The sequence below is a fragment of the Pseudomonas bijieensis genome (assembly GCF_013347965.1).
GTDB classification, from domain to species: Bacteria; Pseudomonadota; Gammaproteobacteria; order Pseudomonadales; family Pseudomonadaceae; genus Aquipseudomonas; species Aquipseudomonas bijieensis.
Map to the genome: position 1 here is coordinate 2827706 of NZ_CP048810.1, position 20934 is coordinate 2848639.

The window sequence follows — 20934 nt, forward strand, 5'->3', positions numbered from 1 at the left end:
CCGCCGCCGCAAGGCAACGGGGGCTTCTTGCCCAGGCTTACATTTCGACCTGCGTTCCCAATTCAATCACCCGGTTCAGCGGCAGATTGAAGAAGCGCAGATTGCCGTTGGCATTTTTCAGCATGAAGGCGAACAGTATCTCGCGCCAGCGGGCCATACCCTCGAGCTTGGAGGCAATGACGGTCTCGCGGCTGAGGAAGTAGGTCGTGCGCATCGGACTGAAGTCCAGGTCATCCAGATGGCAAAGCTTGAGCGCCTGCGGGACGTCCGGCTCGTCGGTAAAGCCGAAGTGCAGGATCACCCGGAAGAACCCTTCGCCATAGGCGTCGACCTCGAAGCGCCGTTGCGGCGGCACCCGGGGGATATCTTCATAGACCACCGTCAGCAGTACGACTTGCTCATGCAGCACCTGATTGTGCAACAGGTTGTGCAACAACGCGTGGGGCACTGCGTCCGAACGCGCGGTCAGGAACACGGCGGTACCCTGGACACGGTGAGGGGGCTGCACGCGGATGCTGCTGATGAAGATCGGCAGCGGCAGCGCCCCTTCATCCAGGCGATCCACCAGCAACTGCTTGCCGCGCTTCCAGGTGGTCATCAGCACGAACAAGGCAATGCCGGCGATGACCGGGAAAGCGCCGCCCTGGATGATCTTCGGCACGTTGGCAGCGAAGTACAGGCCGTCCACCAGCAGGAAACCGAACAACAGCGGCACCGCCAGAAACGGCGGCCATTTCCACAACAGCAGGATCACCGCGGACACCAGGATCGTGGTCATCAGCATGGTACCGGTCACTGCCACGCCGTAGGCCGAGGCCAGCGCGCCGGAAGACTCGAAACCCAGTACCAGCAGCACCACGCCGACCATCAGCGACCAGTTCACCGCACCGATGTAGATCTGGCCCTGCTCGGCGCTGGAGGTGTGCTGGATGTACATGCGCGGGATATAACCGAGCTGAATCGCCTGACGCGTCAGGGAGAACGCGCCGGAAATCACCGCTTGCGAAGCGATCACCGTGGCCAGGGTCGACAGGCCCACCAACGGGATCAGTGCCCAGCTTGGCGCCAGCAGATAGAACGGGTTGCGCGCCGCTTCCGGGTCACCCAGCAGCAACGCCCCCTGGCCGAAATAATTGAGCACCAGCGCCGGCAACACCAGGATGAACCAAGCCCGGGCGATCGGTTTGCGGCCGAAGTGGCCCATGTCGGCGTACAGGGCTTCGGCGCCGGTCAGTGCCAGTACCACCGCGCCAAGGATCGCCACACCCATGCCAGGATGGACGACAAAAAAGCGCACAGCCCAGGCCGGGTTGATCGCATGCATCACTTCCGGTTGCTGACTGATGCCGTAAACGCCAAGAGCGCCGAGCACCAGGAACCAGGTGACCATGATCGGGCCAAACAGGATGCCAATCCGTGCGGTACCGTGGCGCTGGATCAGGAACAACCCCACCAGCACCACCAACGACAACGGCACCACCCAGTGATCGATGCCTTCGAACGCCAGGCCAAGGCCTTCAATTGCCGAGAGTACGGAAATCGCCGGGGTGATCATGCTGTCGCCGTAGAACAGCGCCGCACCGATCAAGCCGCAGACCACCAGGAATGTCCGCAGTCGTGCCTTTCCCGCCGCCGCTCGCCGCGCCAGGGCAGTGAGCGCCATGATCCCGCCCTCGCCCTGGTTGTCGGCGCGCAGGACGAACATCATGTACTTGATCGACACGACCCAGATCAGCGACCAGAAAATCAGCGAGAGAATCCCCAGCACCCCATCGTGATTGACAGGCACGCCATAGGCACCGGAAAACACTTCCTTGAGGGTGTACAACGGGCTTGTGCCGATATCGCCATAAACCACTCCGACCGCCGCGACCAGCATGCTCAGCGGCTTCGCTGCCGAATGCTCGGCACCCGCCGCCTGACTACTTGCATGACCCATCCAACACTCCCGATTCCCAGACCTGTCTTCTTGAACGAAGCACTTTGTTTTGCTGAAGCAGCATGCGCTGTTTTACGTATTGTTACAGACGTTTCGTTGACTGTAGCAATCGTCAGAACGCAAAGGCGCGAAGCATAGCGCAGCACTCGTCGCATTTCCCGGTATAAAGCTGGTCAAGTGCGTCGGCCATGGATAGAATTGCGCACTTTTTGATCAGAGGCGCGCCAGGCGCCCTGTCTCGGCAAGAGACGATCCCCCTACACCGAGGTTAGACATGTCCACCACTACCGCGCCAGCCAATCCGAAGGTTGGCTTCGTATCCCTGGGTTGCCCGAAGGCTCTGGTCGACTCCGAGCGCATCCTGACCCAACTGCGCATGGAAGGCTATGATGTAGTGTCCACTTACCAGGACGCCGACGTGGTGGTGGTCAACACCTGCGGCTTCATCGATTCGGCCAAGGCCGAGTCCCTGGAAGTGATCGGCGAAGCCATCAAGGAAAACGGCAAGGTCATCGTCACCGGCTGCATGGGCGTGGAAGAAGGCAACATCCGCAACGTGCACCCGAGCGTGCTGTCTGTAACCGGTCCTCAGCAGTACGAACAGGTGGTCAACGCCGTCCACGAAGTGGTGCCACCGCGCCAGGACCACAACCCGCTGATCGACCTGGTGCCGCCACAGGGCATCAAGCTAACCCCGCGCCACTATGCCTACCTGAAGATTTCCGAAGGCTGCAACCACAGCTGCAGCTTCTGCATCATCCCGTCGATGCGCGGCAAACTGGTGAGCCGCCCGGTGGGCGATGTGCTCGACGAGGCCCAGCGCCTGGTCAAGGCCGGCGTCAAGGAATTGCTGGTGATCTCCCAGGACACCAGCGCCTACGGCGTCGACGTGAAGTACCGCACCGGCTTCTGGAACGGCGCGCCGGTGAAAACCCGCATGACCGAACTGTGCGAAGCCCTCAGCACCCTCGGCGTCTGGGTCCGCCTGCATTACGTCTACCCGTACCCACATGTCGACGAACTGATCCCGCTGATGGCGGCCGGCAAGATCCTGCCGTACCTGGACATCCCGTTCCAACACGCCAGCCCGAAAGTCCTCAAGGCCATGAAGCGCCCGGCGTTCGAAGACAAGACCCTGGCCCGGATCAAGAACTGGCGCGAAATCTGCCCGGACCTGATCATCCGTTCGACCTTCATCGTCGGCTTCCCCGGTGAAACCGAAGAAGACTTCCAGTACCTCCTGGACTGGCTGACCGAAGCCCAACTCGACCGCGTTGGCTGCTTCCAGTATTCCCCTGTCGAAGGCGCACCGGCCAACGACCTGGACCTGGACGTGGTGCCGGACGACGTCAAGCAGGACCGTTGGGAGCGCTTCATGGCGCACCAGCAGGCCATCAGCTCGGCGCGCCTGCAAATGCGCATCGGCCGTGAAATCGAAGTGCTGGTGGATGAAGTGGACGAGCAAGGCGCCGTGGGCCGCTGCTTCTTCGACGCGCCGGAAATCGACGGCAACGTCTTCATCGACAACGGCAGCAACCTCAAGCCGGGCGACAAGGTCTGGTGCAAGGTGACCGACGCCGACGAATACGACTTGTGGGCTGAACAGATCGGTTGATCTGCCGCGCTTTACAGGCTGCTGCATGACCTGTGGGAGCCGAGCTTGCTCGCGATGGCGGTGTATCAGTCAGCATGAAAGTTGGCTGACACGACGCCATCGCGAGCAAGCTCGGCTCCCCACAGATGCTTTCACAAGCCGAAAAATTGAAAAGCCCTGCCTTGCGACAAGATGCGGGGCTTTTTTACGGCTATCGTATGAAGAAATCCGGAACATCCAGCACAAGGAACTGACGGGCATGCGCCAGCATTCGGTCATCCACACCCCCCAAACCCAGCGATTATCAGGAACTGACCCAGGTCTGGGAGGCTTCGGTGCGGGCCACCCATGACTTTCTGCCGGACAGCTATATCGAGCTGCTGAAAAACCTGGTGCTCACCCGTTACCTCGATGCGGTCATGCTCATCTGCACCCGGGATACTCGCCAGCGAATCACCGGTTTCGCCGGTGTTGCCGCCGGCAAGATCGAGATGCTCTTCATCGACCCGCAACACCGTGGCCAGGGCCTGGGCAAACAACTGCTGCACTACGCCATGGAACACCTGAACGCCGATCAACTGGACGTCAACGAACAGAACCCGCAAGCCCTGGGCTTTTACCTCAAGCAGGGGTTCGAAGTGATTGGGCGCTCGGCACGGGATGGCATGAACCAGCCTTATCCACTGCTGCACATGCGCTACAAACAGCCCGACCTGAAGGCCCGACGCGGCTAAAAGCCACACGAGGCAAATGGACCCGCGATTAACCCGCGCCAGGCAGGTACAATGCCCACCCTCTTTTTGTTACGGCCCTGTCATGACTGACCCGATTCGTCTCTCCAAACGCCTCATCGAACTCGTCGGCTGCTCCCGTCGGGAGGCTGAGCTGTTCATCGAGGGCGGCTGGGTCACCGTGGATGGCGAAGTGATCGATGAACCGCAGTTCAAGGTCACTACCCAGAAAGTCGAACTCGATCCCGAGGCCAAGGCCACCGCGCCGGAGCCGGTGACCCTGCTGCTGAACGTCCCGGCAGGCACCGATGTAGACACTGCAATGGCCTCCCTTGGACCGCAGACCCTGAGCGAAGAACATCGCTTCGGCAAGCGGCCGCTCAAGGGCCACTTCCTGCGCCTGACCGCCAGCGCCGACCTGCAGGCCAACGCCAGCGGGCTGCTGGTGTTCACCCAGGACTGGAAGATCCTGCGCAAGCTCACCGCCGACGCCGCCAAGATCGAGCAGGAATACGTGGTCGAAGTCGAAGGCGAGATGGTCGCCCATGGCCTCAATCGCCTGAACCATGGCTTGAGCTACAAGGGCAAGGAACTGCCGGCGGTCAAGGCCAGCTGGCAGAACGAGAACCGCCTGCGCTTCGCCATGAAAAACCCGCAACCGGGTGTGATCGCACTGTTTTGCCAGGCGGTCGGCCTCAAGGTGGTCGCCATCCGCCGCATCCGCATCGGCGGCGTGTCCATCGGCAAGGTGCCGCTGGGCCAGTGGCGCTACCTGTCCGCCAAAGAGAAATTCTAATTTTCCGGCGCCCCGCAGAGCCGGGGCGCCCATTGCCGATTGATCAGGACTGCACACATGATTCACAACGACGTACTGCGCAGCGTGCGCTACATGCTCGACATCAGCGACAAGAAAGTCATCGAGATCATCAAGCTCGGCGGCCTGGAAGTCTCCCTGGCGGACCTGGCGGGCTACCTCAAGAAAGACGAGGAAGAAGGCTTCGTGTTCTGCCCTGACGAGGTCATGGCGCATTTTCTCGACGGTCTGGTGATCTTCAAGCGTGGCAAGGACGAAAGTCGTCCGCCGCAGCCGATCGAAGTGCCGGTGACCAATAACATCATCCTCAAGAAACTGCGGGTGGCCTTCGAACTGAAGGAAGACGACATGCACGCCATCCTCAAGGCCGCCGAGTTCCCGGTGTCCAAGCCGGAGCTGAGCGCGCTGTTCCGCAAATTCGGACATACCAACTACCGCCCTTGTGGCGACCAGTTGCTGCGCAACTTCCTCAAGGGCCTGACGCTGCGCGTGCGCGGCTGATCCCAGCCAATGACCCATACCGTCTCCCCCATCGGCTTCGTCCGCTCCTGCTTCAAGGAGAAGTTCGCCATCCCCCGTCAACCACAACTGGCCCCGGCCGCGCGCGGTGTGCTGGAGCTGGTGGCGCCGTTCGATCAGGGAGATGCGGTGCAAGGGCTGGAGCAGGTCAGTCATGTCTGGCTGCTGTTCCTGTTCCATCAGGCCCTGGAAGACAAGCCACGGTTGAAGGTTCGTCCACCGCGCCTGGGCGGCAATAAGTCCATGGGCGTATTCGCCACCCGCGCCACCCACCGACCCAACGGCATCGGCCAGTCGGTGGTGAAGCTGGAACGGGTCGAAGCCGGGCGCCTGTGGATCTCGGGTATCGATTTGCTGGACGGCACGCCAGTGCTGGACATCAAGCCCTACGTGCCCTACGCCGACATCATCGACTCGGCGTCCAACGACATTGCCAGCGCCGCGCCTGAGCTGATCCCCGTGCAATGGGCGGACACCGCCCTGCTGCAGGCCCAAGATCACGCCACGCGCCTGGAAGAGCCCTTGGTAGCGCTGATTGAACAGTGCCTGGCCCAAGACCCACGCCCGGCGTACCAGATTCCTACAGCCGAGCGGGAATACGGCGCGCAGTTCTGGGACCTGGACGTTCGCTGGCATTACCCACAGCCGGGGGTGATCCGGGTGGTAGAAGTGATTCCGGCGAAATCGTAACCGCCAGAAACGAAAAAGCCCGCGCTGCCTTCTTCAGGTAGCGCGGGCTTTTTTTGGCTGTCTGGACCGAGTCACGACCATCGCGAGCAGTCTCGCTCCCACATTTGATATGCAGTGGACACGAGATTTGTGTTCACACAGGATTCATTGTGGGAGCGAGCCTGCTCGCGATGGCGATCATTCAGCCACCGCAGATGTCGAGGTTTACTTCTCTACAAACGCCCGCTCGATCAGGTAATCACCTGGCTCGCGCATACGCGGCGAAACGGTCAGGCCGAAGCTGTTGAGCACTTCGCTGGTCTCGTCGAGCATGCTTGGACTGCCGCACAACATGGCGCGGTCATCCTGCGGGTTGATCGGCGGCAGGCCAATGTCGCGGAACAGCTTGCCACTGCGCATCAGGTCGGTCAGGCGACCTTCGTTCTCGAACGGTTCGCGCGTCACGGTCGGGTAGTAGATCAGCTTTTCACGCAGCGCTTCGCCGAAGAACTCGTTCTGCGGCAAGTGTTCGGTGATGAATTCGCGATAGGCGACTTCATTGACGTAACGTACGCCGTGGCACAGGATCACCTTTTCGAAACGCTCGTAGGTTTCCGGATCCTGGATGACGCTCATGAACGGCGCCAGGCCAGTGCCGGTGCTGAGCAGGTACAAATGCTTGCCAGGCTTGAGATCGTCCAGCACCAGCGTGCCGGTGGGCTTCTTGCTGATGATGATCTCGTCGCCTTCCTTCAAGTGCTGCAACTGGGAGGTCAGCGGACCGTCAGGCACCTTGATGCTGAAGAACTCGAGGTGCTCTTCCCAGTTCGGGCTGGCAATCGAGTAAGCGCGCATGAGCGGGCGGCCGTTGGGCTGTTGCAGGCCGATCATCACGAACTGGCCGTTCTCGAAGCGCAGGCCCGGATCGCGGGTGCACTTGAAGCTGAACAGAGTGTCGTTCCAGTGATGAACACTGAGGACACGCTCGTGGTTCATGTTGCTCATGTACGGTGACTCCTGGGGAATGATGCCTGCGTCGTTAATTTGCGCAATTGCATCGCATTCTAATGGCGGCGACAATATCTGTTAAATGGATTATTAAGATAAGGGTTATCGGTTATATCGATATGCGATTTACTCTTCGTCAACTTCAAGTCTTCGTCGCCGTCGCTCAGCAAGAGAGTGTGTCCCGTGCTGCGGGCCTGCTCAATCTATCGCAGTCGGCCGCCAGCACCTCCATCACTGAACTGGAGCGCCAATCCAGCTGCCAGTTGTTCGACCGCGCCGGCAAACGCCTGAGCCTCAATGCCCTGGGCAAACAGCTGCTGCCCCAGGCCGTGGCGCTGCTGGACCAGGCCAAGGAGATCGAAGACCTGCTCAATGGCAAGTCCGGTTTCGGCTCATTGGCGGTCGGCGCCACGCTGACCATCGGCAATTACCTGGCGACCCTGCTGATCGGCGGCTTCATGCAGCGCCATCCGGAAAGCCAGGTGAAGCTGCACGTGCAGAACACTGCCAATATCGTGCACCAGGTTGCCCACTATGAAATTGATCTGGGTCTAATCGAAGGTGACTGCAGCCATCCGGACATCGAGGTGCAGAGCTGGGTCGAGGACGAACTGGTGGTGTTCTGCGCCCCCCAACACCCGCTGGCCAAGCGCGGCCAGGCGACCATGGAGGAACTGACCCATGAGGCCTGGATCCTGCGGGAACAGGGTTCCGGCACCCGCCTGACCTTCGACCAAGCCATGCGCCACCACCGCAGTGCGCTAAACATCCGCCTGGAACTGGAACACACCGAAGCGATCAAGCGCGCCGTGGAGTCCGGCCTGGGCATTGGCTGCATTTCACGCCTGGCCCTGCGCGACGCCTTCCGCCGCGGCAGCCTCGTCGCGGTGGAAACCCCGGACATGGACCTGGCGCGGCAGTTTTATTTCATCTGGCATAAACAGAAGTACCAGACCTCGGCCATGCGTGAATTCCTCGAACTGTGCCGAGCGTTCACCGCCGGGGCCCAACGCAGCGACGAAATCGTGCTACCGGCCATTGCGTGAGCCGCTACAACAGCACCACGCCCCAGACCAACGCGATCATTGTCAGGGCGACGAACTGGGCGGCGCTGCCCATGTCCTTGGCGTTTTTCGACAATGGGTGCAGTTCCAGGGAGATGCGGTCGATGGCCGCCTCCACCGCCGAGTTGAGCAGCTCCACGATCAATGCCAGCAGACACACGGCTATCAGCAGCGCCTGCTCGACACGACTGACGTTCAGGAAGAATGACAACGGAATCAGCACGACGTTGAGCAGCACCAGCTGACGGAAAGCCGCTTCGCCGACAAAAGCCGCACGCAGTCCGTCCAAGGAATAGCCGGAGGCGTTGAGGATGCGTTTCAGGCCGGTCTGGCCTTTAAAAGGTGACATAGAGTGGGCAACTGATCGAAAAGGAGTGGAGAAACTAATTCAAACCCGGTCAAAAAAGCGTGAATCAGAACACTAAGCCTGCGGTGAAATTGACTCAAGTTGTTGCAACAGCAAGGCTGCCTGGGTCCGGGTGCGCACGTTCAGCTTACGAAAGATCGCCGTGACGTGGGCCTTGATGGTGGCCTCCGACACGTTCAGCTCATAGGCAATCTGCTTGTTCAGCAGGCCTTCGCAGACCATGGTCAACACCCGAAACTGCTGCGGCGTGAGGCTGGCCAGCCCCTCGCTGGCGGCCTTGGCTTCCTCGGACACGCTCACTGCTTCGAACGCCTGGGGCGGCCAGCAGACATCGCCGTCCAGGACCGCTTTCACAGCCTTCTGGATCATCTCCAGGGAACTGGACTTGGGTATGAAGCCACTGGCACCGAACTCCCGGGCCTTGACCATCACCGAGGCTTCTTCCTGGGCCGAGACCATGACCACGGGGATCTGCGGGTATTGGCCGCGCAACAGCACCAGCCCGGAAAACCCATAGGCACCGGGCATGTTCAGATCCAGCAGCACCAGGTCCCAATCGGCCTTCGCCGTCAGCTGGACCTCCAGTTCCGCGATACTGGCCACCTCCGTCAACCGGACAGCCGGGCCAAGGCCCAGGGTCACTGCCTGATGCAACGCGCTGCGAAAGAGCGGGTGGTCATCGGCAATCAGGATTTCGTATGTGGCCATTTTTCCAATGATCCTGTTTTTAATGGCAGGCCCGATGCATTCGCGCCTCGCCAAGACAACTCAAGACACCGCCATGCAGCGGCATCCACAGGGGCACGTTCAACGCCAAACATGGCGTTTCAAACATCGGCTGCACCCGGGTCGGCGCCAAGCATGCCCAGCGAAGCCGGGGTGGTCAAGCAGCACGGCCGCCCCTGTGTCCAGTATGGGCCACTATTGGGCCAATACCGCCTGCGGTGTACCGATAAAGGCTTGCAACTGCGCGTGCGCCGGGGTCGACACGTTCACCTCCTGCTGCCCCTTGGCCCCCAGGTAATGCTGGCTGAACACATCGAAATAGGCGTCCAGGGCCGACGCGGCGTCGGTGTCCCCCGCCAGTTCCAGACACAACGCCGCCACTTCGGCGGTGCACAGGTGCTCGCTGCGGGTCGAACGGCGCAAGCGGTAGCGCGACAGTCTGTCGGGTAGCAGGCTCAGGATCGGCAGCCGGTCGAAATACGGGCTTTTACGGAAAATCTTCCGCGCCTCCGTCCAGGTCGCGTCCAGCAGAATGAACAACGGGCGCTTGGAATGATCGAGGTCAACCGTGTGGGTAACCCGCGATGGCTCGACGTATTCGCCAGGAAACACCAGGTACGGTTGCCATTGCGGATCGTTCAGCAATGCCAGCAGTTGTTCATCAACGTCGGTGCGCGACCAGATGAATGCATGATTGTCGCGCACCACATCGGCAATCAGCCAACCGGTGTTGCTCGGCTTGAACACTTCCTTGTTGGTCATGATCAGGCAGACCCCGGAGCGGGTCTCGACGCTAGGACGCCAGGCGCACAGGCAATGGCTCTCGATCACTCGGCAAGCGCTGCAACGGGGGGCGCGCCAACCACGGGCCTGGATCGGCTTGATTCCTTCGTCGATGCGCTGGTCGCGCAGGCGGGCTACGGCGTTAGGGGCATGATTCATCGTGGGTGACGCCGACAGACAGGAAAACTCGACACGAACGACACTCGGCAGGGCAATAAAGGCCGGCAGTCTACCAGAGCGCACGAGCCTGTACCGTCCACCCGGGCTCCCCTATAATTCCCGGCCACTGAACGCACAGTCATGTGATCGGTCGAACCACCAGTCACTGAACCAGGAGAGTTTCATGCTGCGCCTTATCGTCCCTACCGTTGCCGTTTTGCTGGCAACGTCCCTCAGCGCTCAGGCTGCCTCGCTGAAAGAACTCGAACTGAACAAGATGCTGCAGAACGTCGCCAGGGAAAGTAGCGTCGGTACGCCACGGGCGATCAACGAAGACATCCTCGACCAGGGTTACACCGTCGAAGGCACCGAGTTGATCAATCACCTGAGCGTGCAAAGCAGCCATGCGCAGAAAATGCGTGCTGACCCCAAGGCCGTGTATTTCCAGTTGGGCTCCACGGTGTGCACCAATCCGGGCTTTCGCAAGTTGATGGCCAAGGGCGCGACCATGCGCTACGAGTTCACCGAAGTTAAGACCAACCGCCCGGTTGCAACCGAGCGCTTCCAGGAATCGGACTGCCCGAAACCGGCCAAGACGAAGAAGTAATCAACCCAAGCGTGCGCGCCGCTGCTCATCGTCGGCGCGCAGTTCGGCTACCAGCGCTTGCAGATAACGCGAGCGCCAGGTCCGGCCTTCCAGCCGTCGGCAGCATTCCTCTTCAAGACTTACCTGATTGGCCTTAGCCGCTTCCAACAACGTCAGGTATAACTGCCTGTCGAGTTCCAGAGTCACCCTGGCCATCTCTCCCGCCTCCATGCCCTATCCGCTTCAGTCCATCGCCTGACGCCCAGCCCTGAGCGCCGAATTGCATTGGTACGCTTGTTATCAGTAAATCAGAGCGGCACGTAGCCAGTCGCCAATCTGACGAGCGGTGAGGTATTTCAGCGGTTGCCAACGGTCACTTTTGAGCGCCATGATCAGGGCTACGAAGATCAGCTAGATTCAGAAGTATCTTTTGTCATCGGGCAGAACGAGGCTGCCCTGCCAGTACCTTGCCGTGTGATTGTTTTCATCCAAGGGAAAAACGGAACCTGTTGGATGGCTTGATCGCTTTGCTGCAGACCGCGTCGAGCCAGGTCGAACGTCCAGGCACGGGCCTGGGCCGACAACGACACACGGAGTGTCGTGGCCCTGACGAATCTCTCGTTCGGGCCAGGGTTCTGTTAAGAAGGAGAAGTTGAATGCCTTACAAACCGAATGACCTGCTCAGTCGTCATTTTGAGAACCACGGCCACGACCTCACCCGCAAGGTCGAAGAGCAACTCAACCTGGTGTCCCCCAACAGCCCCAACCTCCCCATTTACCGCGACATGATCCTGACCGTGCTGCGCATGGCCCAGGAAGATCACAACCGCTGGAATGCCAAGATCACGTTACAGGCCCTGCGGGAACTGGAGCACGCCTTCCGTACGCTCGAACAGTTCAAGGGCCGGCGCAAGGTCACCGTCTTCGGCTCGGCCCGAACACCCATCGAACATCCTTTGTATGGCCTGGCCCGAGAGCTGGGGGCTGCGCTGGCCCGTTCGGACATGATGGTCATCACCGGTGCCGGCGGTGGCATCATGGCCGCTGCCCACGAAGGCGCGGGGCGTGACCATAGCCTGGGATTCAATATCACCCTGCCTTTCGAGCAGCACGCAAACCCGACCGTTGAAGGCACGCCGAACCTGCTGCCGTTCCACTTCTTCTTCACCCGCAAACTGTTTTTCGTCAAAGAGGCCGATGCACTGGTGCTCTGCCCCGGCGGTTTCGGCACGCTAGATGAGGCTCTGGAAGTCCTGACGCTGGTGCAGACAGGCAAGAGCCCGCTGGTACCGGTTGTCTTGCTGGATGTCCCAGGGGGCAAGTTCTGGCAAGGTGCCCTGGATTTTATCCGTGAGCAATTGGAGCAAAACCGCTACATCCTGCCCACTGACATGAAACTGATGCGCCTGGTGTACAACGCTGAAGACGCCGTGGAAGAGATCAACCAGTTCTACCGCAACTTTCACTCCAGTCGCTGGCTCAAGCATCAGTTCGTGATCCGCATGAATCACAAGCTAAGCGAACAGGCATTGCAGCAGATGCAGGCGGATTTTGCCGACCTGTGCCTGAACGACTGCTTCCATCAACATGAGTACAGCGGTGAAGAGCACGACGAGCCCCGCTTCAGTCATCTGACGCGACTGGCGTTTACTTTCAATGCCCGCGATCACGGCCGCTTGAGGGAACTGGTGGACTTCATCAATTTGCCGGAAAACTGGGCCCAACCCGCCCAAAAGCCCCATCCCCTCACGTGGGAGCCGATCAAGGTAACCTGAGCCCATAAAAAAACGGCCCGCTATCGAAATAGCGGGCCGTTTTATTTAATCGTCCATACCGCGACCGCTGAACAAGCGGTTGATCATTTCCATGGAATAGCCTCGGTACGCCAGGAAACGCCCTTGCTTCGCGCGTTCTCGTGCATCGATGGGCAAATGCCCTGAGAACTTGCGCCGCCAGGTGTCCGTCAGTTGCTCCTGCCAATCGATACCGCTTTCGCGCAAGGCGAGTTCGATATCCGGGCGCTGCAAACCACGCTGGCCCAGCTCCTCACGAATGCGCAAAGGCCCATAGCCGGAGCGGGCGCGATAAGAGACGAAGCTTTCCAGGTAACGGGACTCCGACAGCAGGCCCTCTTCAGTCAAACGGTCGAGGGCTGTGTCGATCAACTCATCGGGCGCGCCACGCTGACGTAGTTTACGCGTCAGCTCGACTCGCCCGTGCTCGCGCCTGGCGAGCAGGTCCATCGCAGTTCGCCGCACCGCGACGAGGGTATCGAGTACGGCGGTCATCGGATCGATCAGATATCAGCGTCAGCCAGGTCGTCAGCGGTCTCGCGGTTGGCGACTGACTTGACGTCTGCCACTGGGCTCAGCAGCTTGTCACGCAGTTGCTTCTCGAGAGCCGCGGCAACTTCCGGATTATCTGCCAGGAACTTGGCCGAGTTGGCCTTGCCCTGACCGATTTTGGTGCCGTTGTAGGCATACCATGCGCCGGATTTTTCGACGAAACCGTGCAACACACCCAGGTCGATCATCTCGCCATTGAGGTAGATGCCCTTGCCATAAAGAATCTGGAACTCGGCCTGACGGAACGGCGAAGCCACCTTGTTCTTCACGACCTTGACGCGGGTTTCGCTGCCGACAACCTCATCACCTTCTTTCACCGCGCCAGTACGGCGGATGTCCAGGCGGACCGAGGCGTAGAACTTCAGCGCGTTACCACCAGTGGTGGTTTCCGGGCTGCCGAACATCACGCCGATCTTCATACGGATCTGGTTGATGAAGATCACCAGGCAGTTGGCATTCTTGATGTTACCGGTGATCTTGCGCAGGGCCTGGGACATCAGGCGAGCCTGGAGGCCCACGTGCATGTCGCCCATTTCACCTTCGATTTCAGCTTTAGGTACCAGCGCCGCCACGGAGTCGACGATGATCACGTCGACCGCATTGGAACGCACCAGCATGTCGGTGATTTCCAGGGCCTGCTCGCCGGTGTCCGGCTGGGAAACCAGCAGGTCATCGACGTTGACCCCCAGTTTGCCGGCATATTCCGGGTCCAGGGCGTGTTCGGCGTCGACGAAGGCGCAGGTCGCGCCGGCTTTTTGGGCCTGGGCGATCACGGACAAGGTCAATGTGGTTTTACCGGACGACTCAGGACCGTAGATTTCAACGATACGGCCTTTTGGCAGACCGCCGATGCCCAGTGCGATGTCCAGACCCAGGGAGCCAGTGGAGATGGAAGGAATAGCCTGACGGTCCTGATCGCCCATACGCATCACGGCACCCTTGCCGAATTGACGTTCGATCTGACCCAAGGCCGCAGCCAAGGCTTTCTTCTTGTTGTCGTCCATTAAAGTCCTCACGTAATCAATAAGGCCTGACGGCCAACACCTGTATAAGTAGCCAGTATTATTCCACAGCGTTCGAAGATCGCCTACCCCTGATTTGAGATTTCTACAGCGGCATGTTGCAGCAGCCCCTCTAGCGCGGCCTTCACCGTTTGTCGGCGAACCTCGTCGCGGTTGCCCGGAAAGAATTGCTGCTCGCTGACGACCTTCTCGCCAACGCCCCAGGCCAGCCAGACCGTGCCCACCGGTTTGTTCGGCGAACCACCGTCCGGTCCCGCTACGCCACTGACCGCCACAGCAAAACGCGCCAGGCTCTTGTGCTGGGCGCCCCGCACCATAGCCTCGACCACCTCGCGGCTGACCGCCCCCACCGTCTCGAACAACTCGCTCGGCACGTTCAACTGCTGGGTCTTCTGACGATTGGAATAGGTCACGAACCCCGCCTCGAACCAGGCCGAGCTCCCGGGAATCCGGGTGATTGCCTCGGCAATCCCCCCGCCCGTACAGGATTCGGCCGTGGTCACATGGGCATTGAGCAATTGCAGGCGCCTGCCCAGTTCGGCGGCCAGTTCGGTAATGTCGTCCATGATGCTCTCCTGATTCGACACAATGGGGCCTACCGTACACGAGCAGCCGAAGCTTGCAAGGCTCGCCGGATTACCGACCCAGCGCTCTGATATAGGCCTGACAGGCCTGCAAGGCAATCAATCCGCGATCACCGGCGTCGGTGATGGCGATAATTCGTTGAGCATGCGCCGGGTCAAGTCGGGCGCGTGGGGCGCCATGATCCACGCCGCCGGGGCGGGTGGTGGCAGGCACTGCACAGCCGGCGGCAACATCATCGGCGTCGAGGAGGACTGACAGCCGGACATCGGCAGTAGCAAGGCGATCGCGCAGGCGATCCTGGTCACGTTGGGCATCGCTCAGGGCTCGGTAATGGGTTTGTTCGCTGGTGGAGAGTTGCTGCTCCAGAGCCAGTCGTTTGTCGGTTTCGTGCTGCTGTGCAATAGCGCTCGACAAGGTCAACTGACGCAGGGTTTCGGCCTGTAGCCTGGCCTGCTCCGCCAATGCCTTGCCGTAGCGCCAATCCTGGACTTTCCACGTTACACCGGCCGCCGACAGCAGAAGCACCAGCATGAACACCGGGGCGAACCTCATTACGACGGGGTTCATCCCAGCACCTTCAGCGCCTGTGTATAAAAGGCCCGACGCTGCGTCGCGCCGTTCTGGCCACCGTTAATCCGCTGCGTGATCTTGTCGAAAAGTCCCGCGTCAGCCAGAGCATTGAGCCCATGGACCGCCCAGAACCAGGCCGCCGAATGAGCGGCCCACCGTGGCTGCTCCAGCAACGCCGGCTCATTGACCAGGTCCAGGCCCAAGGCTTCGCCGCACGCCTGATAGTTAGCCCGACCGGTAATCTGAATCAAACCCCGGCCCCGGTACTTCTGACCATCACCGTCGGCTTGTGGACTGTTCCCCAGGCGCAGGGCCAACGGGCCGGTGTCATATTTCGACAGATAGGCATCATTGCCCAACTCACGCACGTAGCGCAGTTGACCGGACTCATGACCCACTTGGGCAATGAATGCGGCGACGCGCTTCGAGCCGATGACCTGATAACGTCCCATGGCTACGTTCAGCACAGGTGCAAAAACGCCGGCGTTTGTGCCGGCGTTCGGGAGGATCTGTAGCAGTTGTGCCTGTGTGATGGGCATGGCGTTCTCCTTAACGCAATTGAAAGACATCGTCGAAAAATCGCTCATGACGATGGCGGATGCTGAAATCGGCATCGTATTCAGAGCGAAACCGGACTGAACAAAAAGCAACAATTTCAGTCGATTAGTAGATCGTAACGTCGCGAATCACTTTGAGCGTGCCGATGGAAAAGCCGGAAACCGGCCGTTATCCAAGCTGCCCCTCAACTGGAAAGCGACGTGTCCGAATAATCGTTGCACAAGCGATGACCTGAACATTAAGGAAGGACAAATGAGCAAGGAAACCTCAGATAGGTCATACACCAAGGATCCCCCCGCCGCCCCGTCCAGGCAAATCTCCCCTGATGAACTGAAGAGCGTAAAAAGCGGCCCTGTCTTTATTATCGCCTCAGGCAATTCGGCGAAGCATTTTCCTATCCATGAGTTTTCAGACATCCCGATGATCACCATGAATGGCGCCATATCGATGTTCACCCACACCGATATAAAACCATTCTTCTATGTCTGCTCCGACAATGATTTCCCGCGTCAGCAACCTGAGCTGTTTGCCACGGCCATGCGGCTCAGCGAACACGTCGCGTTATGGGAAGATCAATTCGAAGCCATTGAAACCCCGCCAAGCGGACGCTCCCTGAGCCTTAAAAAAGCCCCGAGGGCCTCCTTCTTGGCGACCTTGTTTGGCAGAGAAAAGTCGCTCGTCCGAAAAACATCTTTCCTGAGCAAACGCAGCAAAGACATCGGCTTCAGCAAAGACCTCGCCGCTGGCTGCTTCGATGCGCGAACCGTCATGTACCTTGCCCTGCAGGTCGCCTACCACCTGGGATTCAACAAGGTGTTCCTCGTAGGCTTCGACTTGAACCAGGCCGCAGGCCGATTTTATGAAACGGCCCAGATCAACCGGTCGCCCTGCGGCCTGGACCAGCACTATCACACCCGAATCCTGCCGTCCTTGAAGCTGATGGCGAACTCCGTCATCGATAGCCGTTTCCAGGTTTACAACTTATCCTCCACCTCCAGGGTTCCCACACACATCATCCCGAAAGTAAGCGTTGATGATGCGAAGCGAATACTTGCAACCTGAAGTCGCAACTCGTCCAAATAGACGCCCATCAAAAACCGCTCTCATGGGTGAACGTCAAGCCCTGGCATCGAGACAGGTCGCTTCAATGCTGCAGCGATAGCTTTTTTCCCGGTCACCGCTGGCAGTGACCTTGTCAATCGACCAGCGACCGCGCATGAAATCCGGCCAGGTAGGGTCCAACAGCACGATGCCTTCAGCAGATAATCCCGGATTGCCAGGGCATTCGATCGTCACCTTGAGGGCCTCGCGCATCATCCGCCGCACCTCGCCTTCGCCAGCGGCGCGGGCATCGTCGGCGCTCTGGAACCGTTGGCGCAGGGTCTTGAACGGCGCGAGGCCACTCTCCTCGACACGCACTTTGCCGGCCGCCGCGTCCCACCAACTGGTCTTGCAGCCCTGGTATTTCGCCCGGGCGGTTTCTTCCAGCTTGGCCGAGATAAAGGCGTTATCCCCCGGGCGATTGTTGGTGGTCACCGACAACTTTATCTCCGGCAAGACCTTGCCCGACAACGACTTCGCCTGACCGCGCCGAGCCAGCACATACAACTCGTTGATTGGCTTGGCGACGGCGTCATAACGGTGGGCCAGGCGCGTCAGGAACCCCATGTCGGTTTCGTTGGACTGGTCGACGTGCTCGATTTTTATCAGCGACAGATCCGGCGCGACACGAGGAGAAAAGCCGTGCCTGCTGGTCAATTGCCGAAACAGCGCCCCCAGGGTCGTCGGGCCATGGCTGACGGATCGACGTTGCTTGAACCCGCTCTGGTCCGCCGCGCTGAACGGCGCGGCCATGGCCACCAGGACCATTTGCAGGGGAAACAGCATCGGCGTGCGTCCGGTAATGACGAACTCGCCCTTATCCACCAGCCCCGACTCCAGATAACCGACCCGCAGGCCGATTTTTCCACCCAGGCTGGGCATCCCTTCAAGCCCGTCCAGGCTGATCGTCAGCGTCAGTTGATCGGACTCGATCCCCGCCGCGTCGACGTGCGACCACTTGAGCAAGCGTTCGTTGAGCAGTGCCGCGTTTGCACCATAAATTTCCACCGCCGGCGTGAAACCCAGTGACATGTTGCCTCCTTAATCCCAGGCCGAAACCGGTGGGGTTGCCACGGGTTTGAGATCCACTTCCGGCAAGACCACCCACACGCCCGCCGGCAATACCGGGCCCCACTCAGCCAATCCCGGATTGAGCCGCCAGAGCGCTTCCTCGACGATGTCGTCACAACGCTCCAACTCGCGATACAGCAACAGATTCACCGAATCACCGGCGATACTTCGAACCCTACGCATTGGCGAACTCCATCAATACCACCACCCAGCCGACCACCATCGCCGTGCCGTCATCAATGATTTCGGTCTGGGTTTCCGTGACCTTGTTGATCTGCCACAGGCCCCAGTTGCGGCCGATGCCATCGACCAACGGCAGCGGAATGCGCTGTGCCTGCAGGGCGCGCAGTTCATCGAGGCGATCCATGGCGGTCGCGTACATCGACTTGCCTGTGATCGTCAGTTCTTGCAGGCCCTGGCCGATCTGGCTCGACTTGGGTTTGCTGGTGAGAATGTCGATGTTTTTCCAGCCACCGTCCGACGTGTGCACCAGTTGGTGGTAGGCAAAATTTCTCGACAGGCCAAAAATGAAACTGCCCAATGCCATTTGTTGGCGCATCACGTACCTCCGTCGGTCAGGGCCGCGTCACTGCGCATGGCAAGTGTGTTGGGCATGGTCGTTAAGCCGAATTGGCCCGAGAGCTGCTGCACCACCAGGTTGGCCAATTGACTGGCGCTGGCCTGGTCCTGGCCGTTGATGTAGATGTTCGCGGTCATGGTGTTCTGTGCCGTGGTGGCCTGGGCATTGGTCAGCGCCTTGGCGGCCTGATCCGGAGGGGGGAGCTTGTCGGCGGGCGTGGCGAGTTGGTCACCCAGCCAGGAGCCCGACTCTCCACCGATCCAGCTACCGGCCAGTCCGCCAACGACCGCGCCAAGTGCTCCGCCAATGGCGGTGCCGAGCGGGCCGAAAAAAGTACCGACAGTGGCTCCGGCGGTAGCGCCAGCCGACGCCCCTGCCCAGCCGCCGCCAGCGGTTCCGAGGCCAGCACCGATCATTCGAGCGTCGCCGCTCATCGCGCCTTCGACCACCTCGGGGGCGGCACTCAGCGCGAACGCCCCGGGTATAAAGCGGGTAACCGTGCGTATCGAAGCACCCACGCCGACCAGGGAACCGCTGGCACTCACCCCAGCTCCAACGCTCGCAGCCCCCAATACGCGCTTGGCCGCTTGGTTACTCAGCTCATCCGTAACCGCCTTGAGCAACGCACTCACCAGCGGTTTGATCGCTGCGGCGACAAGCACAATTGCCGCGGCGGCTTTAGGTGAGGACTCAGCCAATTCACTCATGCCATCGGCCAGCGAACCCAACGCCTGAAGCGAGCTATCCGCCACGGGCGCCAGGGCATTGCCCGTGGTCACCGACAGACGCTCAGCACGTGCACCCAAGACATTCCACTGGCCTTGCTGGGTATTCGACAGCGCCAACGCGTCCTGCCTTACCGAACCCTTATCACCCAACTGCGACGTGGCGTATTGGGCCGGGTCTTTCACTTGTCCGAAGGCTTCATTCACATCGGCAAGTTTCTGCGCCATGCGCAGCGCCGCCTCATCGCCATTGCTAAATAGCGTGGCGGCAATGGCAGAGCGTTTTTCAGCTGGCTGCGCGTTCAAGGCCGCAAGCACCGTCATCACCGTGCCAGACGTCGTGTCCTTGTCACGCAAGCCGCTCGCCACCGCGTTCGGCTTCAGGCCCAGTTGCTTCCAGGCCGCTTGCTCGGTGGCAGAGGCCTGATCCCCCTTGCCCAGGGCAGTCGTGAAGTGATCAAGCGCCACGCCGGCTTCAGCCTGTTGCGTGCCGGTATTGAGCAATGCCGCCGTCAACGCTGCCGCTTGCGCAGGAGCCAGGCCCGCCGTCGTCGCCGCCGCACCGTCACGCTGCAAGACGGCGCCGATGTCTCCCGGTTTCGCCCCACCGGGGATCTTGCTCAACTGGTTGATGGCATCCGCCAGGTCAAAGGCTTGAGCGCCGCTGAGCTTCATGGAGGTGCGCCAGCCGACCATCATCTCGGCGACTTCCATGGCCGGTTTTCTGAACGCCGATGCAGTGACACCAACATCACTGGCAAAGCGCAACAGTTCGAACTGTCGGTCCGATGCATGGGGCAGATCGCGACCGATGCCAGCACTGGCTGCCAGGCTTTCGATTCTCACCAGGTCAACCGCTTTGGTTCCGCCGGCTGCTACCAGCGGTGCGCGGGCGATCTGCTGAGTCGGCTCAGCCATCTCTGCGATCTGGCGAGGGGTAAACTGGGTGGCCAGCTTCAGATCGGCCATGGCCGAATCCATCGCTATCGCGGGTTTGAGCAACTCGGGTGGTTCGATACCGCCACCCGACTTGCCCTTTGGCTCATTGGCCGACTCGCCCTTGGCGCCGATGCCCATCGTTTGGGAGAACAATCGTTGCGCCGACAGCTTCACGGTCAGCGACTCGATCGCCGTGGTCAGCAGCCCGAGCTTGAGCCCGAGCGTTTCCAGCGCCAGATCGAGACTCGCCAGCTGGTCCCTGGCAAACGCGCCCTGTGCCGACACGCCACTGGCGAGGCTGGTATTACCGAACGCCAGCCCACTCTCATTGAAGGCTGCGTATTTGAGCGAATATCTATCGTCCGCCATCCCGCTCTACTCCTGTTTCACGCCAAGGCGAGTGATCGCGATGTCGTAACGGCGCAAGGCCTTGCCGGCGTCCCACTCCAGGATTTCCGCCTCACTTACCGAGTAAATGA

At 60.3% G+C, this 20934-nt stretch carries 23 protein-coding genes and 1 pseudogene; 9 read left to right on the plus strand and 15 right to left on the minus strand.

Features of this window, described 5'->3' with window-relative positions:
• Nucleotides 1–37: 37 nt before the first annotated feature.
• Entirely contained in the window at nucleotides 38–1879 is a 1842-nt protein-coding gene (locus GN234_RS12290) for a potassium transporter Kup (protein WP_370873800.1), read from the minus strand.
• A 334-nt stretch (nucleotides 1880–2213) separates the two neighbouring features.
• Here GN234_RS12290 and rimO point away from each other — a divergent pair, with 334 nt between their 5' ends.
• From rimO to tsaA, 5 genes and pseudogenes are all read left to right on the plus strand, one after another.
• Nucleotides 2214–3554, plus strand: coding sequence for a 30S ribosomal protein S12 methylthiotransferase RimO (rimO, locus tag GN234_RS12295; protein WP_014336847.1), 1341 nt, complete (start codon nucleotides 2214–2216; stop codon nucleotides 3552–3554).
• A 238-nt stretch (nucleotides 3555–3792) separates the two neighbouring features.
• Nucleotides 3793–4267, plus strand: a pseudogene (locus tag GN234_RS12300) (GNAT family N-acetyltransferase).
• 82 nt (nucleotides 4268–4349) lie between these two features.
• Complete coding sequence (locus GN234_RS12305) at nucleotides 4350–5060, plus strand: rRNA pseudouridine synthase (RefSeq protein WP_109755675.1); 711 nt, start codon at nucleotides 4350–4352, stop codon at nucleotides 5058–5060.
• A gap of 57 nt (nucleotides 5061–5117) precedes the next feature.
• Nucleotides 5118–5579, plus strand: a complete 462-nt coding sequence (locus GN234_RS12310) for a YehS family protein (RefSeq protein ID WP_063322707.1) — start codon at nucleotides 5118–5120, stop codon at nucleotides 5577–5579.
• A 9-nt stretch (nucleotides 5580–5588) separates the two neighbouring features.
• Nucleotides 5589–6287 (plus strand): tRNA (N6-threonylcarbamoyladenosine(37)-N6)-methyltransferase TrmO, encoded by a 699-nt coding sequence (tsaA, locus tag GN234_RS12315; protein WP_176688535.1) that lies wholly within the window; start codon nucleotides 5589–5591, stop codon nucleotides 6285–6287.
• Between the two features lie 204 nt (nucleotides 6288–6491).
• Here the strand turns inward: tsaA and fpr are convergent, their stop codons facing one another.
• Nucleotides 6492–7271 (minus strand): ferredoxin-NADP reductase, encoded by a 780-nt coding sequence (gene fpr, locus GN234_RS12320; RefSeq protein WP_003198368.1) that lies wholly within the window; start codon nucleotides 7269–7271, stop codon nucleotides 6492–6494.
• A 122-nt stretch (nucleotides 7272–7393) separates the two neighbouring features.
• On the opposite strand from fpr, the gene GN234_RS12325 reads away from it, so the two are divergent.
• Nucleotides 7394–8320 carry a LysR family transcriptional regulator gene (locus GN234_RS12325; protein ID WP_162893797.1) on the plus strand — a complete coding sequence of 309 codons (927 nt, stop codon included), beginning with the start codon at nucleotides 7394–7396 and terminating at the stop codon, nucleotides 8318–8320.
• A 4-nt stretch (nucleotides 8321–8324) separates the two neighbouring features.
• On the opposite strand, the gene GN234_RS12330 is transcribed toward GN234_RS12325, so the two are convergent.
• The 3 genes from GN234_RS12330 to GN234_RS12340 form a co-directional block, all read right to left on the minus strand.
• Entirely contained in the window at nucleotides 8325–8687 is a 363-nt protein-coding gene (locus GN234_RS12330) for a diacylglycerol kinase (protein ID WP_003184792.1), read from the minus strand.
• Nucleotides 8688–8759: 72 nt separating this feature from the next.
• A complete protein-coding gene (erdR, locus tag GN234_RS12335) occupies nucleotides 8760–9413 on the minus strand; it encodes a response regulator transcription factor ErdR (protein WP_003198362.1) in 654 nt (217 codons plus the stop codon).
• Between the two features lie 213 nt (nucleotides 9414–9626).
• Nucleotides 9627–10373, minus strand: a complete 747-nt coding sequence (locus tag GN234_RS12340; RefSeq protein WP_109755672.1) for a tRNA-uridine aminocarboxypropyltransferase — start codon at nucleotides 10371–10373, stop codon at nucleotides 9627–9629.
• Between the two features lie 184 nt (nucleotides 10374–10557).
• Between GN234_RS12340 and GN234_RS12345 the strand changes: the two genes are divergently transcribed.
• Nucleotides 10558–10980, plus strand: a complete 423-nt coding sequence (locus GN234_RS12345) for a quorum-sensing-regulated virulence factor family protein (protein ID WP_109755671.1) — start codon at nucleotides 10558–10560, stop codon at nucleotides 10978–10980.
• Here the strand turns inward: GN234_RS12345 and GN234_RS12350 are convergent, their stop codons facing one another.
• The gene (locus GN234_RS12350; protein ID WP_109755670.1) at nucleotides 10981–11175 is read right to left on the minus strand and encodes a hypothetical protein; all 195 of its coding nucleotides are present in this window, start codon (nucleotides 11173–11175) and stop codon (nucleotides 10981–10983) included.
• Between the two features lie 440 nt (nucleotides 11176–11615).
• On the opposite strand from GN234_RS12350, the gene GN234_RS12355 reads away from it, so the two are divergent.
• Nucleotides 11616–12734, plus strand: coding sequence for an LOG family protein (locus tag GN234_RS12355; RefSeq protein ID WP_109755669.1), 1119 nt, complete (start codon nucleotides 11616–11618; stop codon nucleotides 12732–12734).
• A gap of 45 nt (nucleotides 12735–12779) precedes the next feature.
• Here GN234_RS12355 and recX read toward each other — a convergent pair whose 3' ends face one another.
• The 5 genes from recX to GN234_RS12380 form a co-directional block, all read right to left on the minus strand.
• A complete protein-coding gene (gene recX / locus GN234_RS12360) occupies nucleotides 12780–13247 on the minus strand; it encodes a recombination regulator RecX (RefSeq protein WP_018607949.1) in 468 nt (155 codons plus the stop codon).
• Nucleotides 13248–13255: 8 nt separating this feature from the next.
• On the minus strand, nucleotides 13256–14308 hold the full coding sequence (gene recA, locus GN234_RS12365) for a recombinase RecA (RefSeq protein WP_003198351.1): 1053 nt from the start codon (nucleotides 14306–14308) through the stop codon (nucleotides 13256–13258).
• A gap of 83 nt (nucleotides 14309–14391) precedes the next feature.
• Nucleotides 14392–14892 (minus strand): CinA family protein, encoded by a 501-nt coding sequence (locus tag GN234_RS12370; protein WP_176688536.1) that lies wholly within the window; start codon nucleotides 14890–14892, stop codon nucleotides 14392–14394.
• A 70-nt stretch (nucleotides 14893–14962) separates the two neighbouring features.
• Nucleotides 14963–15463 (minus strand): lysis system i-spanin subunit Rz, encoded by a 501-nt coding sequence (locus GN234_RS12375; RefSeq protein WP_411828788.1) that lies wholly within the window; start codon nucleotides 15461–15463, stop codon nucleotides 14963–14965.
• Nucleotides 15464–15474: 11 nt separating this feature from the next.
• On the minus strand, nucleotides 15475–16020 hold the full coding sequence (locus tag GN234_RS12380; protein ID WP_116831590.1) for a glycoside hydrolase family 19 protein: 546 nt from the start codon (nucleotides 16018–16020) through the stop codon (nucleotides 15475–15477).
• A gap of 271 nt (nucleotides 16021–16291) precedes the next feature.
• Here GN234_RS12380 and GN234_RS12385 point away from each other — a divergent pair, with 271 nt between their 5' ends.
• Nucleotides 16292–17101 carry a lipopolysaccharide biosynthesis protein gene (locus GN234_RS12385; protein WP_233459544.1) on the plus strand — a complete coding sequence of 270 codons (810 nt, stop codon included), beginning with the start codon at nucleotides 16292–16294 and terminating at the stop codon, nucleotides 17099–17101.
• 54 nt (nucleotides 17102–17155) lie between these two features.
• On the opposite strand, the gene GN234_RS12390 is transcribed toward GN234_RS12385, so the two are convergent.
• Genes GN234_RS12390 through GN234_RS12405 form a run of 4 tightly spaced genes read right to left on the minus strand, consistent with a single transcriptional unit; the run spans nucleotide 17156 to nucleotide 20824 of the window.
• Nucleotides 17156–18172: a contractile injection system protein, VgrG/Pvc8 family gene (locus GN234_RS12390; protein ID WP_176688538.1), complete on the minus strand. Its 1017-nt coding sequence runs from the start codon at nucleotides 18170–18172 to the stop codon at nucleotides 17156–17158.
• Between the two features lie 9 nt (nucleotides 18173–18181).
• Complete coding sequence (locus GN234_RS12395; RefSeq protein ID WP_063322730.1) at nucleotides 18182–18394, minus strand: tail protein X; 213 nt, start codon at nucleotides 18392–18394, stop codon at nucleotides 18182–18184.
• The gene (locus GN234_RS12400; RefSeq protein WP_134923014.1) at nucleotides 18387–18770 is read right to left on the minus strand and encodes a phage tail protein; all 384 of its coding nucleotides are present in this window, start codon (nucleotides 18768–18770) and stop codon (nucleotides 18387–18389) included. Before GN234_RS12400 ends, GN234_RS12395 begins: the two co-directional genes overlap by 8 nt.
• The gene (locus tag GN234_RS12405) at nucleotides 18770–20824 is read right to left on the minus strand and encodes a phage tail tape measure protein (RefSeq protein WP_176688539.1); all 2055 of its coding nucleotides are present in this window, start codon (nucleotides 20822–20824) and stop codon (nucleotides 18770–18772) included. Before GN234_RS12405 ends, GN234_RS12400 begins: the two co-directional genes overlap by 1 nt.
• Nucleotides 20825–20934: the final 110 nt, after the last annotated feature.

Excerpts from the sequence above, each read along its gene's own strand:
- GN234_RS12290 (WP_370873800.1), bottom strand. The coding sequence starts at position 1,879 with ATGCTGGTCGCGGCGGTCGGAGTGGTTTATGGCGATATCGGCACAAGC.
- rimO (WP_014336847.1), top strand. The coding sequence starts at position 2,214 with ATGTCCACCACTACCGCGCCAGCCAATCCGAAGGTTGGCTTCGTATCC.
- GN234_RS12305 (WP_109755675.1), top strand. The coding sequence starts at position 4,350 with ATGACTGACCCGATTCGTCTCTCCAAACGCCTCATCGAACTCGTCGGC.
- GN234_RS12310 (WP_063322707.1), top strand. The coding sequence starts at position 5,118 with ATGATTCACAACGACGTACTGCGCAGCGTGCGCTACATGCTCGACATC.
- tsaA (WP_176688535.1), top strand. The coding sequence starts at position 5,589 with ATGACCCATACCGTCTCCCCCATCGGCTTCGTCCGCTCCTGCTTCAAG.
- fpr (WP_003198368.1), bottom strand. The coding sequence starts at position 7,271 with ATGAGCAACATGAACCACGAGCGTGTCCTCAGTGTTCATCACTGGAAC.
- GN234_RS12325 (WP_162893797.1), top strand. The coding sequence starts at position 7,394 with ATGCGATTTACTCTTCGTCAACTTCAAGTCTTCGTCGCCGTCGCTCAG.
- GN234_RS12330 (WP_003184792.1), bottom strand. The coding sequence starts at position 8,687 with ATGTCACCTTTTAAAGGCCAGACCGGCCTGAAACGCATCCTCAACGCC.
- erdR (WP_003198362.1), bottom strand. The coding sequence starts at position 9,413 with ATGGCCACATACGAAATCCTGATTGCCGATGACCACCCGCTCTTTCGC.
- GN234_RS12340 (WP_109755672.1), bottom strand. The coding sequence starts at position 10,373 with ATGAATCATGCCCCTAACGCCGTAGCCCGCCTGCGCGACCAGCGCATC.
- GN234_RS12345 (WP_109755671.1), top strand. The coding sequence starts at position 10,558 with ATGCTGCGCCTTATCGTCCCTACCGTTGCCGTTTTGCTGGCAACGTCC.
- GN234_RS12350 (WP_109755670.1), bottom strand. The coding sequence starts at position 11,175 with ATGGCCAGGGTGACTCTGGAACTCGACAGGCAGTTATACCTGACGTTG.
- GN234_RS12355 (WP_109755669.1), top strand. The coding sequence starts at position 11,616 with ATGCCTTACAAACCGAATGACCTGCTCAGTCGTCATTTTGAGAACCAC.
- recX (WP_018607949.1), bottom strand. The coding sequence starts at position 13,247 with ATGACCGCCGTACTCGATACCCTCGTCGCGGTGCGGCGAACTGCGATG.
- recA (WP_003198351.1), bottom strand. The coding sequence starts at position 14,308 with ATGGACGACAACAAGAAGAAAGCCTTGGCTGCGGCCTTGGGTCAGATC.
- GN234_RS12370 (WP_176688536.1), bottom strand. The coding sequence starts at position 14,892 with ATGGACGACATTACCGAACTGGCCGCCGAACTGGGCAGGCGCCTGCAA.
- GN234_RS12375 (WP_411828788.1), bottom strand. The coding sequence starts at position 15,463 with ATGAGGTTCGCCCCGGTGTTCATGCTGGTGCTTCTGCTGTCGGCGGCC.
- GN234_RS12380 (WP_116831590.1), bottom strand. The coding sequence starts at position 16,020 with ATGCCCATCACACAGGCACAACTGCTACAGATCCTCCCGAACGCCGGC.
- GN234_RS12385 (WP_233459544.1), top strand. The coding sequence starts at position 16,292 with ATGAGCAAGGAAACCTCAGATAGGTCATACACCAAGGATCCCCCCGCC.
- GN234_RS12390 (WP_176688538.1), bottom strand. The coding sequence starts at position 18,172 with ATGTCACTGGGTTTCACGCCGGCGGTGGAAATTTATGGTGCAAACGCG.
- GN234_RS12395 (WP_063322730.1), bottom strand. The coding sequence starts at position 18,394 with ATGCGTAGGGTTCGAAGTATCGCCGGTGATTCGGTGAATCTGTTGCTG.
- GN234_RS12400 (WP_134923014.1), bottom strand. The coding sequence starts at position 18,770 with ATGCGCCAACAAATGGCATTGGGCAGTTTCATTTTTGGCCTGTCGAGA.
- GN234_RS12405 (WP_176688539.1), bottom strand. The coding sequence starts at position 20,824 with ATGGCGGACGATAGATATTCGCTCAAATACGCAGCCTTCAATGAGAGT.